The following is a 15,161-nucleotide window of genomic DNA, read 5'->3' on the forward strand; positions in this document are numbered from 1 at the left end:
TGAATTAATGATTTTGATCATTTAGAGATTTTTCTTGTAATTTCTGCAATCGCTTTTGCTCACGGCGCTTCTTGAAAAAATTGCTGAGCTGCTGGGAACATTGTTCCTGCATACAACCTGCTTCATATTCGAAAACATGATTGTAATACCCTGTTTCAAATAATCGACGCACGCTCATTAAGGAACCTGCTTTCGGTTCAGTTGCGCCGAACACGACCTTGGAAACCCGTGCATGAATCAAAGCCCCAACACACATGGTACAAGGCTCCAACGTCACATAAAGCACCGCATCTTCAGGTAATCGATAGTTATTCAGATTTGTACAGGCCTGGCGCAAAGCCTGAACTTCAGCATGGGCGGTCGGATCATTTAAAGAAATGGGTGCATTATGTCCTGCACCAATAATCCGGTTTTGACTGACGATCACCGCGCCCACAGGAATCTCCTGTTTTGAAGCTGCAATTGCAGCCTGCTCATAAGCAAACTGCATCCAGTATTCATCAGTCAGTTGTGTAACATCAGTCATAGGGTTAACTGATGATGCCGTAATGCTTCAACAGCTCATTCCAGCTTTGAATACTGGTCACTGGCGGACAATCAGACAAGATGGTTTTTAAAGAAAAATCACTGCCTTTTACCCATTCCGGAGACAGGTCTTTATCGACCAGACGTGCCCGCACACCCTCAACAAAATCAGGATGGCGAATCTTCCAGTTGGATATCTGCGTTTCAAGTTCGAAAACTTCATTCCAGGAATGAACGCGCTTGCCCCACTGCCAGAGCAGCCAGGTTAATGCAGCTGTAGTAGGCGAACCTTTTTGCAGGTTTTCACTGGCTTGACGGAGCCAGTCACTGCGTGCATCACTGAGGCCAATAATAGATTCATAGTCATGTTCAAAGTTCACCCCGCGGCAAACACTATGAATGACATCGAGTGAATTTTGTAAGGGACCCGGACCCACCGGACGGTGCATACTGTTTAAAGTGTCATCAATGGCACGAAAATCCCCAGCAGGATAATGTCCCCAATCAATATTCAGCACTTTATCCAGCACATTGTCACGCTGTGCATCGCAAATATGGGTTGCCCAGCCAATTCCATAAGCACCGGCAGAGGTCATAATTGAACCGGTTAAACCGGTAAACAGGCCAATTGCTCCCCGGTCTGCCAGGAAGCGTGTCGCACCGACATCCGGATACAAGCCGATATTGATTTCAGGCATTGCCAAACGTGAATAAGGCGTCACCAGACGGAATGGTGCAGCCATAAACAGGCCCAGACCACCACCCATCACATAACCTTCGCCCCACACCAATACCGGCTTGGCATAGTTATGCAGCAATAAATCCAGTGCATATTCCTGTTCAAAGAATTTATTTGCCGTTGCAACTTCATCATTAATCACCAGCTGACGAAGTTTACGCACATCACCACCCGCACAGAAAGCCTTCGGGGTAGTTGAATCCAGCCAGATCGCTTTTACCGCATCATCATGGTGAAAATCTTGGAACACTTCCAAAAGTGCGGTAACGATAGATTCATCCAGGGCATGTAGAGATTTCGGCCGGTTCAGGCGAACAATGCGCCAACCATTGATGGCTTCTTCTACAATGAGATCAGGATGATAATTTTTTAATTCAGGAGATTGTGTCATGCGTCCAGCTGCCAATTGATCGGCTCAATGCCATTTTGTTTCAGATAATTATTTGCTTTTGAAAATACTTTACAACCAAAAAAACCACCACGATTTGCTGACAGAGGAGAAGGATGTGCAGCTTTTAATACCAGGTGTTTATTTTGATCGATACGTTGTCCTTTACGTTGTGCATAGGCTCCCCAAAGGATAAATACGATATGCTCACACTGCTCATTTAAAGCATCAATCACATGATCGGTAAAGTCCTCCCATCCACGTTTTTGATGTGATGTCGGCTGTCCAGCCTCAACAGTCAATACCGCATTGAGCAATAACACACCTTGTTCAGCCCAATGGGTTAAATCGCCATGCTTGGGAACAGGAATCCCCAAGTCGGTGTTTAATTCATGAAAAATATTACGTAAAGATGGCGGTAATGCAACCCCTCTTTGCACAGAAAAACTTAATCCATGTGCCTGATTAGGCCCATGATATGGATCCTGCCCCAGAATAACGACTTTAACACGGTTGAAAGGTGTTGTATTTAAGGCATTAAAAATAAGGGAATTAGGAGGATATATAATTTTATCTGCATGTTTTTCAGTCAGCAAAAACTGTTTTAAATCATCCATTTTCGCACTCAGCAAAAAATCGCTTAATGCATTTTTCCAACTTGCATCCAACTGGATTTTATCGAGTTTAGCTTGCTGTTGTTCCGTTAAAGACATACCTGCTTCCTAATTTTTTCGACCAGACCAAACTTTCTTATTGTCTTCAAATGTGTACTTGAAGATCTACGGTTGGATTTTGGAATTTCATGCCTTGTTGTAATTTTTCATACATTTTAGGATCTGCCCACTCCACTTGAACCTGTTCAGAAAACACAATCTGGTCAAGACTGAGCACACCCATTTGCGTATTTTCAATATCTTCGATAAAGCTTTGTGCATAACCGGTATCGGTTTCATGCACAATCACCGAATAAACCTCCACGTCGCCTTCCCCATTTTGGGTAATGGTCGAAGCCAGCACTTGCTGGGCCAGATAGAAAAAAATACGTGAGAACTGTTCTGCAGAGGGTGAAACAGGTAAAGATACCCAGCGTGCACTAAATTTTTTGCACGCCTCAATATATTCAGCATCATCATGCTGCCAGAAGCAGATTGCATGATCAAAACTGTCAAAAATATCCTTGATCACCCCTTTTAATAATCCGAAGTCATATACCATTTGACCATGATCGAGCCTGGACGCCTTGAGCAACAATTCAACTTTATAGCTATGACCATGAATTGAACGCTTACAGCGGTCCGATGTGCAATTTCGCACAATATGAGCATTTTCAAACTTAAATAACTTACGAATTAACATGTGCCCTGATGCAATCAAAAATCTGTGAATTAAATTTGATTATAAAGCAAAAGTGAAAGTTATAAAGCAAAAGTGAAATTCTGAACATTAATTTTACTGTTCAAGAGCATTGGAGAAATACATTAAGTTAAATAGAGGTGTTTCTCATTTTTCATCGTTTCTCGGAATCTGATTAGAATGGTGCCATGCTGCGAGATGCCACATACACCGCCTTATCCTTTCGCACCAGATCACTACTGAACTGGCGTTTACGTTCACCGAGCTGCACTTCAATTCTGGCTTTAAAATACGCAGATTTTACATCTAACAGATTGCCAGCCTCACTTCTCACCTCTGCACCAAGCTGTCTAAACGGTTCAATCTCCCAAAGCTCATTCACACTGGAAAAATACTCTAAATTGGCTTGGCGTTGTTGCAACAGCTGTTGCACCGTGTTGATATCCAGTTTGGGATCGAGACTGGCCAGCAGCATTGCCGGAGCAGTATTGATATTCACCTTGGTATCAACATTGGGGTCAGCACTCACATAATCGGCAATTTGCAGATATTTTTTTCCTTCAAAGCCACGTACCAGTTTCAGTTCTTCTACACGATGAAATTTGCTGTTTGCCGGTAAATAGCCCTGTGGCAATCCCTGATAATAACTGGCTTCTGCACCCATCGAGCCTATGGTTTCGTTATCGGCATCTTGCCAGTCAATGACCGCTTCACTTAACTTTTCCGGCAATCCCACACGCAGCAGCAGTTTCTCAAACCAGGCTTTTGCCTGAGGATTGGGCGTACCATCCGTATTTACCAGGCTGTTTAAATTAAATTTGCCTGATTGATCTTCTAAAGTTCCCGCAATAAAACCATCCTCTACAGGAAAAGCCGGCATCGGTTTGGCCCAGTTTTCTTGCAAATAATCAATATTACCGGCATTTTCCGCATCATCGACCAAAAGCTCTGAAAAAAAGGCTTCAGCACTTTTAGCATACAACAGTGACTGGTTTTGACGCATCAAATATGCCGTGTTTTCAGCTGTATTGGCCTGTCTTTTGGCAATGGTCGCAGCCAGGATGGTGGCCAATGCCACCATGACCAGAATCGTAATTAAGGCAACACCCTGTTGCGGCTTTATGTTCAATTGAGTCACACCTTAAGATGTAGATTTATTTGTATTGCTATTTGCATTGTTATTCAAAGTACTATTCTGCTGTTTTAAATAATCGGTGTTTAATAAACTGAAAATCCACTCATAGGCCACATCTTTGACGGTCAGTTTAATTTTAATGCCCTTCGGCAAGACCTGTTTTTGTATGACATCGTTTAAATCCGCCTGCCCCTCTGGCCACGCATTAAGCTCATTCGGATTTAATACCACAATTTCAAACTGGTCGACATCATTTAACAGCACACTGGACTCAGGCTGATCCCGCCCTGTACTGTTTAAATTGCGATATTTCAGCCGATACAGTTTCTTTTCATCGGCACGATATTGATATTCCACGCGCTCATCCGGCGAAATCCCCTGCTGCAAAGGATCAGTCACACCGGTTTTGCTAAAATTAAATCGGCCATTTTGCAAAACCAGAGCAGGCTGAATATCGTTATTGATATTGGCATTCAGTGGCACAGCCTGAACGGTATCACGCAGAATCTGCTGATAGGCTTCCTGCAACTGACCCAATTGCATTTCGTGTTCAGCATTACGGTCCTTGACCTTGATCATATAATCAAAGACTTTCCAGCCTAATGCCGAAAGCACGCTAAAGATGGCAATCGCCACCAAAAGTTCAACCAAAGTGAAACCTTTTTTATTTTTTGCAGTCTGCTTTTTCATGCTTTGGCCTTCGGGTTAAAGAAAACCACATGGGTCACCCCTGATTCAACCTTGCCAGTTTCCGCATTAAACAAACTGACCTGTACTTCTATGCGTTGTACATTGGGACTGATGGTCGATTGCGCAGATTTGTCAATTTGCCAGGTTTCTCCTTGCTGGGTGACCTGTTTGGACTGGGTTCCCTGCAGCCATTCCTGATTCACTTCCATCAGCGCCACTTCATTTAAGGCCACGAATTGCGCCTTGGTCCTTAAAATGGCATTTGAAGTGGCCTGAGTGTATTGCATCGCCACTTTGGTAAAGGCAATTGCAGCAGTGGCGAAAATTGCCAGGGCCACCATCACTTCCAATAGCGTAAAGCCTGAGCGAGGATAAACGAAACAACGTTTCGTCCGAGCGCAAGATGACGAACTATGTTCGGAGTACACACGATTAAGTCGAGTACTACTCGATCGTGCCGCAAGTCCGAAAGCTATGCTTGAGGAGCAGCGATGAGGCAAACAACGTTTCGTCCGAGCGCAAGATGACGAACCATGTTCGGAGTGCACACGATTAATTCGAATAATACTCGACCTGAGCGGCATTGTCGCGCAAGAAAGTCCGAAAGCTGTATCTGAGGTGCAGTGATGCTTTGAGTATCTAGCTTGCATTAATTTTACCCAGATGATCAATCTCGATTTCTTCACCAATCGGACGCTGCTCGAAATAAAACTGAATCCGTACCGGTTTGGCCTCGCCATTGCCCAGCCATACCAATTTAGGTGCATTGGAATTCAGCAAATCGTCATTATTGGCATTTTCATGGCGATGATCGAGGGCAGTAATACTGAATGAAACATGCTCAGGCAAAGTTCGCTCGGGAAATTCTGAATACTTCTGCCATTTTTTATTTTCAGTCAAAGTAGCATTTTGTTTATTTTGCAAGGATGGGATTAAATATTCCATTACCCCATAATGAAACGGCGATACATCTGTGGCACTGTGTACATCCAGGGCAAAAATCCGTGCCTGATCATTGGCTTCACGGTTAATCCTGTGTAAATCCATCATAAACACTTCCCGTGCCTGCATGGCTTTACGCTGGTCTACCCCGTTAATATTGGTCAGAATTAAAGATGCCATGATTGCCATAATCACGATAACCACCATCAACTCGATCAAAGTAAAACCACGAATTGAAAATGATCGGATTGGTTTCATGGCATACCTTTAAGTAAACTGTTCCGCAGAACTGACCTGCTTGGGCATTGCCAAGGCCTGATCAATATAAGCTACGCGTAATGTGTCACGCGACCCCAGATAACGCTGGTAAAAACTGGAATTCAGAATAGCTGCAGCGCCATGCGTTAGGGCCCAAATAGATGCCAGATAATCGCGTGTAGACATGCCACTTTGAATACTTTCCAGATAGCTTTCAGTCATACGGATAATAATGCGCAACCGCTGTTTTCTGACCTGATACAGTTCGCTAAATAAAAGATTGATCCCTATACCGGTGGTAGAAAGACGTTCTTCAATTTGATGGAACAGTACTGTTCGCTCAGGATGATGTAAATGATGCAGCATAAAGAAGGCCAGATGCTCTGGAAAAGCTTTCTCCGCGTCCTTAATCATCTCGAGCAACATGTTCTCATTACGAATAATGAGTAGCATGTAAAGCTCATCCTTACTTTGAAAATGTTTATATAGAGTTCCCTTTGCCAGATCGAGTTCTGCTGCCAACGCATCTAGCGTCATCCCTGATTCGCCATTTTCTAACAGCAGCTGCTCTGCAACCTGAAAAATTAACGCTTCTCTTGCTCGAAACTGAGCCTGACGATCCATCTTCACTCTGTAATTCTCTTCTGCGCTTATATCAATTTAAATTATTTACTTTAAATTAAGGAGGTTTTCAAAGTTCCGCATTGTAATGAAAGCAATTTCCTCAACGGACTTATCATATACATCACTTAAGGCTTTGGCTACATAGGGGACGTATTTTGGCTCATTAGACTTACCTCTATAGGGAACTGGTGCCAGATAAGGACTATCCGTCTCAATTAACACCCGATCCAGTGGCACCTGTTTTACCACATCACGTAAATCCTGGGCATTTTTAAAAGAAACGATTCCGGAAAATGATACATAGTAACCACAATCCAGTACAGCTTTAGCGGTTTCCCAATCTTCAGTAAAACAGTGCAAAATGCCATGCGTGGATTTTTCAGCCCGGATGATATCCACAGTATCGTGTTTGGCAGCGCGGGTATGCACCACCACCGGTTTTTTCACCGCCTGAGAGGCATGAATATGACGGGCAAAACATTGTTTCTGTTCGGCAATAAAATCGGTGCTATGGAAATAGTCCAGGCCGGTTTCACCAATTGCCCAGACTTTTTCAGGCTGTGCCAGTTCAATCAGATAATCTGTCGTGGCGCGTGCCATGACCGCCGGATCTTCACAGGGATGAACACCGACACTGTACCCAACATCAGCATGACGTGCTGCAATTTTAGCAAGCTCGATATGGTCATCCAAATCAACCGATATCGTCATGAATTTGGATACTCCTGCTTCACGCGCCTGAGCTAATGCCAAGTCCAGATTGCCATCATAAGGCGTTAGATCCAGCATGGTTAAATGGCAGTGAGTATCTACAAACACAGTGATTTCCTAAATCTTTTAAATATCTACATAGTGTAACTAGTTCGACCCTCAGACTTAAGACCTGTAAGCAACTTTTCAGCTTCTGATTTGTAATAAACGCCTTTTTCTCCGGTCAATTGCATACCAAAACCTTGTAATTTGATGCCATTTTGTTTTTGGGAGACCCAGATAACCTTGCCTGTTAAAGGAATTTTTTGTGATTGTTCGGGTAAGGTTGCCAGCACAAACACTTCTTCACCAAGCTTAACCGGCTGTTTGGTCGGAATAAACAATCCTCCACCAACAACATAAGGCATATAGCTGGCATACAAAGTTTCTATATCCGGGATATTGGCATGAATAATACCGCCCATACGTGGTTGCATTTTTATTCCCCTTAAAAATATTTAAATGTTCATTAGTTTTATACACAATTGATCAAGCACTAAATTGCTTTGTACATTTTGCTCAATATATTGTTTAGCTTGCTGCAAATCAGAATAAACCACAAATAAAAATTCCAAGGTATATTGTTCGGATAATACACTCAAATCAAGATCGGAATTTTTAACTTGCTGACTGAGCTTGACACAAATTAAATCTGACAACAAGTATTCAAACATTTGTGAAAAGTCACTAAAATTTAAGACTTTATTCCACTTGGTCGCAATCGCCATCGGCATATTTTTTTGCGTGACCAGTTTTTGCCAGTCCATTAAAAATTCTTGTCGCTTATTTAACCACTCCGTTTCAGCCAGCTGCATGGCCTGTAATGGCATCTGATTAGATAAATTCATCAACAGTTGTTTTTGCATTTGATCTAAATTGGGTAAATGCTCGGTTAAATACGCATCTGCTTGCGAAGAAGAAATACGATCCAGCGCAAAATGCTGCAAACGGCTGCGAATGGTCGCAGGAAGCTTTAGATAATGATCGGCCAGTAAAATAATGACTACCCGATCACCCGGCTCTTCCAAGGTTTTGAGTAATGCATTGGCAGAGGCGATATTTAAAGCCTCTGCCGGTTCAATCACAATCACACGCCAGCCATCTACGGTTTGCTGCACAAAGGGCAATAAATCACGGATTTTCTCAATCTTGATTTTGGCATTCTGCTTTTTATTGTCTTCATCTGTGCTGATATGAACATAGTTGGGATGGGTATCAGACTTTAACCACAAACAACTGCCACATTCACCACAAGGGGCATTATTTTCATGACGATTGGCACATAACACCCAAGCCAAAAAATATTGTGCAAAAGCTTCCTTGCCACAGCCTTTTTTACCATAAAAAAGCAGGCCATGCCCCAGTTTAGGAAAGCGTCCGGTCAAGGTCTCCCAAACCGTTTGCTGCCATGGATAAACTTGTGCCACAACATTATTTTGCATGGAGCTGTTCACCTTATTCGAAGCAAGAAACATCCATCTGATTCAAACGATCCAGATCTGCCTGGGTATCTACACCCGGTGGCAAGTTGGCTTCTGCAACAGCAATTGCAATACGATGACCATTTTCCAGTACACGTAATTGTTCCAGACTTTCCAGTTTTTCCAGCGCACCCATATCCCAGGACACATATTCTTGCAGCAAATTCACACGGTAGGCATACAAGCCCAAATGACGGTATGCCTGCTGATGTAATTGCTGAATTTCTTGTTTTGCACCATCACGGTCATAAGGAATCGTGGCACGGCTAAAATACAAAGCCTGGTTATATTTGGACATCACCACTTTCACAATACTGTCGCGCTGAAACTCTTCCAGACTATGAATTGGCTCACAGAGTGTCGACATGGAAGATTCAGGTTGCGATTCCAGTAATTGAGCCACCTGCTGCACCAATTGAGCCGGAAGCAGAGGTTCATCACCTTGTACATTGACAATAATGTCTTCGCTATCCCAGCCTTTAATGCGGGCAACTTCACTTAAACGGTCGGTGCCAGAGGGATGATCTGCACTGGTGATGACAACATCCACGCCTTCTGCACGGCAAACTTCTGCAATACGCTCATCGTCGGTTGCAACACATAAATCATCAAAACCAGCCACTTTTTTCGCCTGGTCGACCACTCGTAGAATCATGGCACGACCATGAATTTCCAATAGCGGCTTGCCCGGCAAACGGGAACTTGCAAAACGTGCTGGAATAACAATATGTTTCATAAACAATGAACCTTAAGAGATTGGAATGCCAAGTTGCTGTAACTGTTGATGCAAGACATCGTAGCATTGTGGTGAAAGCTCTGCTTCAACAGGAACCACCCAGATTTCCCGTTTAAAATTTGGATTTTGCTTTAATAGGGGCAGCAGTTTTACCGCATCTTTTTCCGTGGTAATAATGGGATTGTTATCTTCAAACTGCAGATCCGTAATTTCATAATCATAGTGGTCAGGAAATTCATGGCACTGAAACTGGTGAATTCCCATGGAATCCAGGGTGCTGTAAAAACGTTGCGGAAAACCGATACCCACGACAGCATAAAAATTATCCGCCGGATTAAAAGATCTTTCATCTTCCGCATCATTCAGCAAATAAGGCGCAGCAACTTCTAAATGCATATTCAGTTCGGAATTGGGCTGACTGGCATGCTCAATGACCGTTGCTGTTGTTAAGCGGCTTGGCGGTTCGCGTAAATATCCTTCAGGCAATAACTTTTGATTACCCAAACCACGATTCTGATCCAACACAATCCACTCAATCTGGCGCGCCAAAGCCCAGTGCTGCAAACCGTCATCACTGATAATTAAATCCAGCTCATGTTTAGACAACAAATATTCAATACTACGCTGACGGTTTGAACCTACCACCATGGGTACACCAGTTGACTGCACAATCAGGCAGGGTTCATCTCCCACAATCTCGGGGAGCGATTCCAAATCCACATAGGCGGGAAATGGTCCTTTTCCACCGTAACCGCGACTGATGACACCGACACGGACATTTTGGCTTTGTAGATAATTGACCAACTGAATCAGCAGCGGCGTTTTACCGCTACCACCAACGGTAATATTGCCAATCACCATCACCGGAACGGGAGATTGATAGCTGGCTTTAACGCCACATTGGTAAAGCTTTTTGTTGAGTAAAAACCCACCACGATAAATCCATGACAAAGGTCTAAGCACAATCAACCACTTGGCCTGTCTATTCCAAGCATCTTGAATAAATTGTGCGAATGACATAAATCAGTGTTCCTCGAAATTACGCTGATGCAATTGATAGTAAGCTCCATGTTGGGCAATCAATTCTGCATGCGTACCCTGCTCGACAATTTTACCGTGATCCATCACCACAATGCGATCCGCATTTTCAATGGTGGATAAACGATGGGCAATCACGATCGTTGTCCGGTCTTGCATGGCTGCATCAAATGCCTTCTGGATAAAATACTCTGATTCATTATCCAGTGCACTGGTGGCTTCATCCAGAATCAGGATCGGTGCATTTTTCAAAATGGCACGTGCAATGGCAATACGCTGGCGCTGTCCACCCGAAAGGTTCAAGCCTTGCGCACCTAGTTGCGTGTCATACCCTTGTGGCAAGCTCATGATAAAGTCATGGGCATAGGCAGCTTTTGCGGCCGCAATGATGTCTGCATCGGTCGCATTTTCAAGCTGGCCGTAGGCAATATTTTCACGTACAGTGCGGTTAAACAATACCACCTGCTGGTTCACCATGGCAATTTGTGTACGCAAGCTATGCATGTCTATATCTTGAATATTCTGCTGGTCCAGATAAATATGGCCAGAACTCAATTCCTGAAAACGTACCAGCAAATTGACCAGAGAACTTTTTCCCGCACCTGAACGACCGACCAATGCAATGGTTTCTCCAGCCTTGACATTCAGGTTGAAATCCTGAATCGCGTGATGCCCATCTGCATAAATCAGGTTGGCATTTTCAAACCGAATATTACCTTTAAGCACTGGCGTTAAAGCGCCTGCATTTTGCTCTTCCGGCAAATCCAGCAATTCAAAAACGGAATGTGCAGCAGCCATACCACGTTGCAGCTTTTCATTGATATCCGTCAATGCCTTGATCGGTTTGCTTAACATACCGGCTGCTGTAATGTAGGCAACAAATTCACCTGCGCTGGTATCCCGTAAAATTTCTGGCCGTAAGGCAATCCAGATAATAATTGCCATGGCAATGGACATAATGAACTGCACAACCGGGCTATTCAGTTGCTGCACCACCACCATTTTCAAACCGCGTCTTAAGTTTTCCAGCGAGTTTTCACGAAAACGCGTTTGTTCATATTCCTGCCCGCCAAAACCCTTAACAATTAAATTCCCATTCACCGTTTCCTGCACCACATGGTTAACATCCCCCATGGTGTCCTGAACTTGCAGGGATAATTTACGCATACGTTTTGATGCTTTGCGAACCAGCAACCCCATCAGTGGAGCAAAAATCAGAATAATCAGGGTAAGGCGCCAATTGCTATATAACAGATAGCCTAACAAACCAATTGTAATCAGACCTTGCTGGACAAGGGTTTTTAGAGATTCAGATGAAGCAGCCGTTAATTGCTCCACGTTATACATGATTTTAGCGGTAATATGTCCGCTGGTATTATCCAGATAATATTGCGATGGAAGTTTAAGTAATTTTCCAAAAACTTCCTGTCGGATATTAAACACCAGATTACGTGAGATGACTGCGGTATAATAGCCTCCAATAAAGGAACCTAAACCGCGAAAAAACATCAATAAAATAACCAGAAAAGGAAATATAGAAGTAAAGTTCTGGTCTCTGTGCTGGATGGCGGTGATGATTTTTTCCAGTAATTTCGCAATGGAAACCTCAGTCGCTGCACTAATTGCAAAACCGATAAAAACCAGTATTGCCACACCCCAAAAAGGTTTCAGATATCCTAAAAGACGCAGATAGACCTTAAAATCTTGCTTCACTCATAACCCCTAGACGGAACTTTGGTACTAATATTGACGTTCACAAAACCTAACTGTCCTGCTACATCCATCACACGAATGACATCCTGATGCGTTGCCTTGGCATCCGCAGCAATAACAAACATTAAATCACGCCGATCATTGGAAATCTGTTTAATTGCGGTACTTAAGTCGACCACTTCCTTACTGGCAATCGATTGTCCATTAATAGAATAGTGTCCAGAAGCATCTACCACCACTTCAATTTTATGATCATACTGCTTGGGAGGCACCCCTTGCGCATCCGGCAAGGTTAAATTCATGCGGCTAAACTGGTTGAATGTGGTGGATAGCAGTAGAAAAACCAGGATAAACAGCAAACAGTCAATCATGGGTGTCAGGTTAATGTGAATATCTTCAACTTGTGTACGTTTGAATTTCATGTTTCACCACCTTAACCTGCTTTTCTAATATCTTGTTCTTCATCTGTAGAATTTTGATAGAAAAGTGCTGCATGAAATAAGGTCGATTGCTGTTCAAGTTCTGCAATATATTCTTGTACCAAACGCTGAAAATAGCGATAGGCAAACAGTGCCGGAATGGCAATAAACATCCCGGCTGCCGTCGTGATCAACGCTTTTGAAATACCCGGAATCATTAAAGTGGGATTGCTATTGGTGCCTAAATCAATCACCAGGAAGGATTCAATAATGCCCAGAACCGTACCCAACAAACCTAAAAGTGGTGCTACCGCACTCAACGTTCCCAAGAAGTTGATGTTTTTTTCCAGATAACCAATTTCTTGCGATGCAGTCGTTTCCATCTGTGCACGGGCAAATTGCTGATTTTGATTTTTACTTTGGTAACCCGCCATAAAAATTCGACCTAAAGTACTCGCTTGCAAGGCTTGATCCTGCTGTAACTGCTGCATGACCGCATCAGTATTTTGCGCAGAGTTTAGCAACAATACCTTAGGCAAAATCATTGATTTTTTTAAGCGAATAAAGCGTTCAATCGTGATTGCAACGGTAAAAATTGAACATAAAACAAGGGGAAGCATAAGCCACCCACCCGCCTTAACTAATTCCCACATATGTTTTCCCCAATAAAAATTTTAAAAATTATTCTGCAAAACAGATATTTAAAATACCGTCCAATTCATCAAGTGAATGGTATTGAATAACAAGTTTTCCCTTGCCTTGTTTATTATGATCAATCTTCACATCTGCACTGAAACGCTCTGCCAAACGCTGCGTCAGTTGCTGAATATCGGGTGCAATTTCAGCTTTTGGTTTTTCTTGTTTTGGCGTATTAAAGTCGCGTACCAGTTGTTCGGTTTGGCGTACAGATAAACTTTTTTCAATCACATGTTCTGCAACTTTAAGCTGGTCCTTGGCTTTCAAGGTCAGAATGGCACGTGCATGCCCCATATCCAGCAAACCTTGCTGCATGAAGTCTTTTACCGATTCAGCCAATGTGAGTAAACGTAACAGGTTGCTGACTGTGGTACGCGCCTTGCCGACAGTATCTGCAATTTCCTGATGGCTCAAACCGAATTCTTCATGGAAACGCTGGAGTGCCATCGCCTGATCAATCGGGTTTAAATCCTGACGCTGAATGTTTTCAATCAATGCCAGGGCGATGGCAACCTGGTCATTCAAGTCACGAACAATTGCAGGAACTTCTGTTAAACCCGCCAGTTGTGCAGCACGCCAACGACGCTCACCAGCAATAATTTCATAGGGATGCTTTTCATCATCAATTGGACGAATCACAATCGGCTGCATGACCCCATGCTTTTCAATCGATGCTGCCAGCTCCTGAAGATCTTGCTCATGAATAAAACGACGCGGCTGATATTCACCGCGTTTTAATAAATGGACATCAATCTGTTTCAGCTGACCATGATCTAACGCTTGAGCTTCCATTTGTAATTTTTCTTTCTGGATTGAGCCAAGCAAGGCATCCAGACCACGACCTTTAGCTAGTCCGCGTTTTTTTGTGGTCATGCGTTACTTCCTTTTTTTACTTTACTTTTCTTTAACATCTCAGCTGCCAGATTCAGGTAAGCAACTGCACCCTTGGAGCTTTTTTCAAAATAGATAATCGGCAAACCATGTGCCGGTGCTTCAGCCAAACGTACATTACGCGGAATCACCGTATCATAGAGTTTTTTGCCAAAATACTGTTCCAGTTCTTCCGACACATCACGGGTTAATGCATTGCGTGCATCATACATGGTACGCAGCACACCCACGATTTCAAGGTCAGGATTCAAAGCCTGCTGAATGCGGTCAATGGTTTGGGTTAAATCGGCCAGACCCTCCAGGGCATAGTATTCACACTGCATCGGAATCAGAACGCCTTGCACTGCTGCCAAGGCATTCACCGTGATCAAGCTCAAGCTAGGTGCACAATCTACGATAATATAATCAAAAGAAGATTCAATTTCTTGCAATGCTTCTCGTAAAATATATTCGCGGCCATCCTGCTCGGCAATCGCAAGTTCCACACCCGCCAAATCACGGTTAGCCCCGAGAACTTTATATCCCACTTCTGCTTTGGTAATTGCAGTTTCAATCGGGACTTCACCCAATAAAACATCAGTGACCGAATACAAAAGATCATTTTTCTGGATCCCAGACCCCATCGTGGCGTTGCCTTGTGAATCCATATCCACAAGTAAAACGCGCTTTTTTAGAACAGCTAACGATGCTGCCAAATTTACTGCGGTTGTGGTTTTACCTACGCCACCTTTTTGGTTCGCAATCGCAATAATTTGTGCCATGGTGACCCCAATCCTTCGAAAA

General features: G+C 43.3%; 19 protein-coding genes. All 19 read right to left on the reverse strand.

The annotated features are described in order from the left end of the window. Positions 1–4: 4 nt before the first annotated feature. Entirely contained in the window at positions 5–526 is a 522-nt protein-coding gene (tadA, locus tag BLP85_RS01315) for a tRNA adenosine(34) deaminase TadA (RefSeq protein ID WP_092818352.1), read from the reverse strand. Positions 527–530: 4 nt separating this feature from the next. Then, on the reverse strand, positions 531–1,655 hold the full coding sequence (locus BLP85_RS01320; RefSeq protein ID WP_092818353.1) for an enoyl-CoA hydratase/isomerase family protein: 1,125 nt from the start codon (positions 1,653–1,655) through the stop codon (positions 531–533). Further along, positions 1,652–2,365, reverse strand: coding sequence for a uracil-DNA glycosylase (ung, locus tag BLP85_RS01325; RefSeq protein ID WP_092818354.1), 714 nt, complete (start codon positions 2,363–2,365; stop codon positions 1,652–1,654). The genes BLP85_RS01320 and ung overlap by 4 nt, the downstream gene beginning before the upstream one ends. A gap of 46 nt (positions 2,366–2,411) precedes the next feature. Continuing rightward, positions 2,412–3,008, reverse strand: a complete 597-nt coding sequence (locus BLP85_RS01330; protein WP_092818355.1) for a 6-pyruvoyl trahydropterin synthase family protein — start codon at positions 3,006–3,008, stop codon at positions 2,412–2,414. 172 nt (positions 3,009–3,180) lie between these two features. Next, positions 3,181–4,128 (reverse strand): type II secretion system minor pseudopilin GspK, encoded by a 948-nt coding sequence (gspK, locus tag BLP85_RS01335; RefSeq protein WP_171259632.1) that lies wholly within the window; start codon positions 4,126–4,128, stop codon positions 3,181–3,183. Between the two features lie 18 nt (positions 4,129–4,146). Next, complete coding sequence (gene gspJ / locus BLP85_RS01340; RefSeq protein ID WP_092818356.1) at positions 4,147–4,830, reverse strand: type II secretion system minor pseudopilin GspJ; 684 nt, start codon at positions 4,828–4,830, stop codon at positions 4,147–4,149. Next, positions 4,827–5,258: a type II secretion system minor pseudopilin GspI gene (gspI, locus tag BLP85_RS01345; protein WP_228143236.1), complete on the reverse strand. Its 432-nt coding sequence runs from the start codon at positions 5,256–5,258 to the stop codon at positions 4,827–4,829. The genes gspJ and gspI overlap by 4 nt, the downstream gene beginning before the upstream one ends. A gap of 211 nt (positions 5,259–5,469) precedes the next feature. Continuing rightward, positions 5,470–6,030 (reverse strand): type II secretion system protein, encoded by a 561-nt coding sequence (locus tag BLP85_RS01350; protein WP_092818358.1) that lies wholly within the window; start codon positions 6,028–6,030, stop codon positions 5,470–5,472. 9 nt (positions 6,031–6,039) lie between these two features. Beyond that, a complete protein-coding gene (locus BLP85_RS01355; protein ID WP_086199969.1) occupies positions 6,040–6,654 on the reverse strand; it encodes a TetR/AcrR family transcriptional regulator in 615 nt (204 codons plus the stop codon). A gap of 45 nt (positions 6,655–6,699) precedes the next feature. Continuing rightward, positions 6,700–7,473 carry a TatD family hydrolase gene (locus BLP85_RS01360; RefSeq protein ID WP_092818359.1) on the reverse strand — a complete coding sequence of 258 codons (774 nt, stop codon included), beginning with the start codon at positions 7,471–7,473 and terminating at the stop codon, positions 6,700–6,702. Positions 7,474–7,499: 26 nt separating this feature from the next. Further along, entirely contained in the window at positions 7,500–7,841 is a 342-nt protein-coding gene (locus BLP85_RS01365; protein WP_092818360.1) for a PilZ domain-containing protein, read from the reverse strand. Between the two features lie 21 nt (positions 7,842–7,862). Then, positions 7,863–8,846, reverse strand: coding sequence for a DNA polymerase III subunit delta' (locus BLP85_RS01370; RefSeq protein ID WP_092818944.1), 984 nt, complete (start codon positions 8,844–8,846; stop codon positions 7,863–7,865). Between the two features lie 13 nt (positions 8,847–8,859). Further along, on the reverse strand, positions 8,860–9,621 hold the full coding sequence (kdsB, locus tag BLP85_RS01375; protein WP_092818361.1) for a 3-deoxy-manno-octulosonate cytidylyltransferase: 762 nt from the start codon (positions 9,619–9,621) through the stop codon (positions 8,860–8,862). Positions 9,622–9,633: 12 nt separating this feature from the next. Next, entirely contained in the window at positions 9,634–10,641 is a 1,008-nt protein-coding gene (gene lpxK, locus BLP85_RS01380; RefSeq protein WP_092818362.1) for a tetraacyldisaccharide 4'-kinase, read from the reverse strand. A gap of 3 nt (positions 10,642–10,644) precedes the next feature. Further along, positions 10,645–12,372 carry a lipid A export permease/ATP-binding protein MsbA gene (gene msbA, locus BLP85_RS01385; protein ID WP_092818363.1) on the reverse strand — a complete coding sequence of 576 codons (1,728 nt, stop codon included), beginning with the start codon at positions 12,370–12,372 and terminating at the stop codon, positions 10,645–10,647. Then, the gene (locus tag BLP85_RS01390) at positions 12,369–12,794 is read right to left on the reverse strand and encodes an ExbD/TolR family protein (RefSeq protein ID WP_092818364.1); all 426 of its coding nucleotides are present in this window, start codon (positions 12,792–12,794) and stop codon (positions 12,369–12,371) included. The genes msbA and BLP85_RS01390 overlap by 4 nt, the downstream gene beginning before the upstream one ends. 11 nt (positions 12,795–12,805) lie before the next feature. Further along, on the reverse strand, positions 12,806–13,444 hold the full coding sequence (locus tag BLP85_RS01395) for a MotA/TolQ/ExbB proton channel family protein (RefSeq protein ID WP_092818365.1): 639 nt from the start codon (positions 13,442–13,444) through the stop codon (positions 12,806–12,808). Positions 13,445–13,472: 28 nt separating this feature from the next. Next, the gene (locus tag BLP85_RS01400) at positions 13,473–14,360 is read right to left on the reverse strand and encodes a ParB/RepB/Spo0J family partition protein (protein ID WP_092818366.1); all 888 of its coding nucleotides are present in this window, start codon (positions 14,358–14,360) and stop codon (positions 13,473–13,475) included. Beyond that, positions 14,357–15,139: a ParA family protein gene (locus BLP85_RS01405; RefSeq protein ID WP_092818367.1), complete on the reverse strand. Its 783-nt coding sequence runs from the start codon at positions 15,137–15,139 to the stop codon at positions 14,357–14,359. The genes BLP85_RS01400 and BLP85_RS01405 overlap by 4 nt, the downstream gene beginning before the upstream one ends. Positions 15,140–15,161: the final 22 nt, after the last annotated feature.

This window comes from Acinetobacter kookii (assembly GCF_900096895.1).
Classification (GTDB): Bacteria; Pseudomonadota; Gammaproteobacteria; order Pseudomonadales; family Moraxellaceae; genus Acinetobacter; species Acinetobacter kookii.

Bases quoted from the DNA above. Each gene is read 5' to 3' on its own strand.
- BLP85_RS01350 (WP_092818358.1), bottom strand. From the start codon at position 6,030: ATGAAACCAATCCGATCATTTTCAATTCGTGGTTTTACTTTGATCGAG.
- BLP85_RS01400 (WP_092818366.1), bottom strand. From the start codon at position 14,360: ATGACCACAAAAAAACGCGGACTAGCTAAAGGTCGTGGTCTGGATGCC.
- BLP85_RS01320 (WP_092818353.1), bottom strand. From the start codon at position 1,655: ATGACACAATCTCCTGAATTAAAAAATTATCATCCTGATCTCATTGTA.
- BLP85_RS01390 (WP_092818364.1), bottom strand. From the start codon at position 12,794: ATGAAATTCAAACGTACACAAGTTGAAGATATTCACATTAACCTGACA.
- BLP85_RS01370 (WP_092818944.1), bottom strand. From the start codon at position 8,846: ATGCAAAATAATGTTGTGGCACAAGTTTATCCATGGCAGCAAACGGTT.
- ung (WP_092818354.1), bottom strand. From the start codon at position 2,365: ATGTCTTTAACGGAACAACAGCAAGCTAAACTCGATAAAATCCAGTTG.
- tadA (WP_092818352.1), bottom strand. From the start codon at position 526: ATGACTGATGTTACACAACTGACTGATGAATACTGGATGCAGTTTGCT.
- BLP85_RS01330 (WP_092818355.1), bottom strand. From the start codon at position 3,008: ATGTTAATTCGTAAGTTATTTAAGTTTGAAAATGCTCATATTGTGCGA.
- gspJ (WP_092818356.1), bottom strand. From the start codon at position 4,830: ATGAAAAAGCAGACTGCAAAAAATAAAAAAGGTTTCACTTTGGTTGAA.
- BLP85_RS01355 (WP_086199969.1), bottom strand. From the start codon at position 6,654: ATGGATCGTCAGGCTCAGTTTCGAGCAAGAGAAGCGTTAATTTTTCAG.
- BLP85_RS01395 (WP_092818365.1), bottom strand. From the start codon at position 13,444: ATGTGGGAATTAGTTAAGGCGGGTGGGTGGCTTATGCTTCCCCTTGTT.
- lpxK (WP_092818362.1), bottom strand. From the start codon at position 10,641: ATGTCATTCGCACAATTTATTCAAGATGCTTGGAATAGACAGGCCAAG.
- BLP85_RS01365 (WP_092818360.1), bottom strand. From the start codon at position 7,841: ATGCAACCACGTATGGGCGGTATTATTCATGCCAATATCCCGGATATA.
- BLP85_RS01405 (WP_092818367.1), bottom strand. From the start codon at position 15,139: ATGGCACAAATTATTGCGATTGCGAACCAAAAAGGTGGCGTAGGTAAA.
- kdsB (WP_092818361.1), bottom strand. From the start codon at position 9,621: ATGAAACATATTGTTATTCCAGCACGTTTTGCAAGTTCCCGTTTGCCG.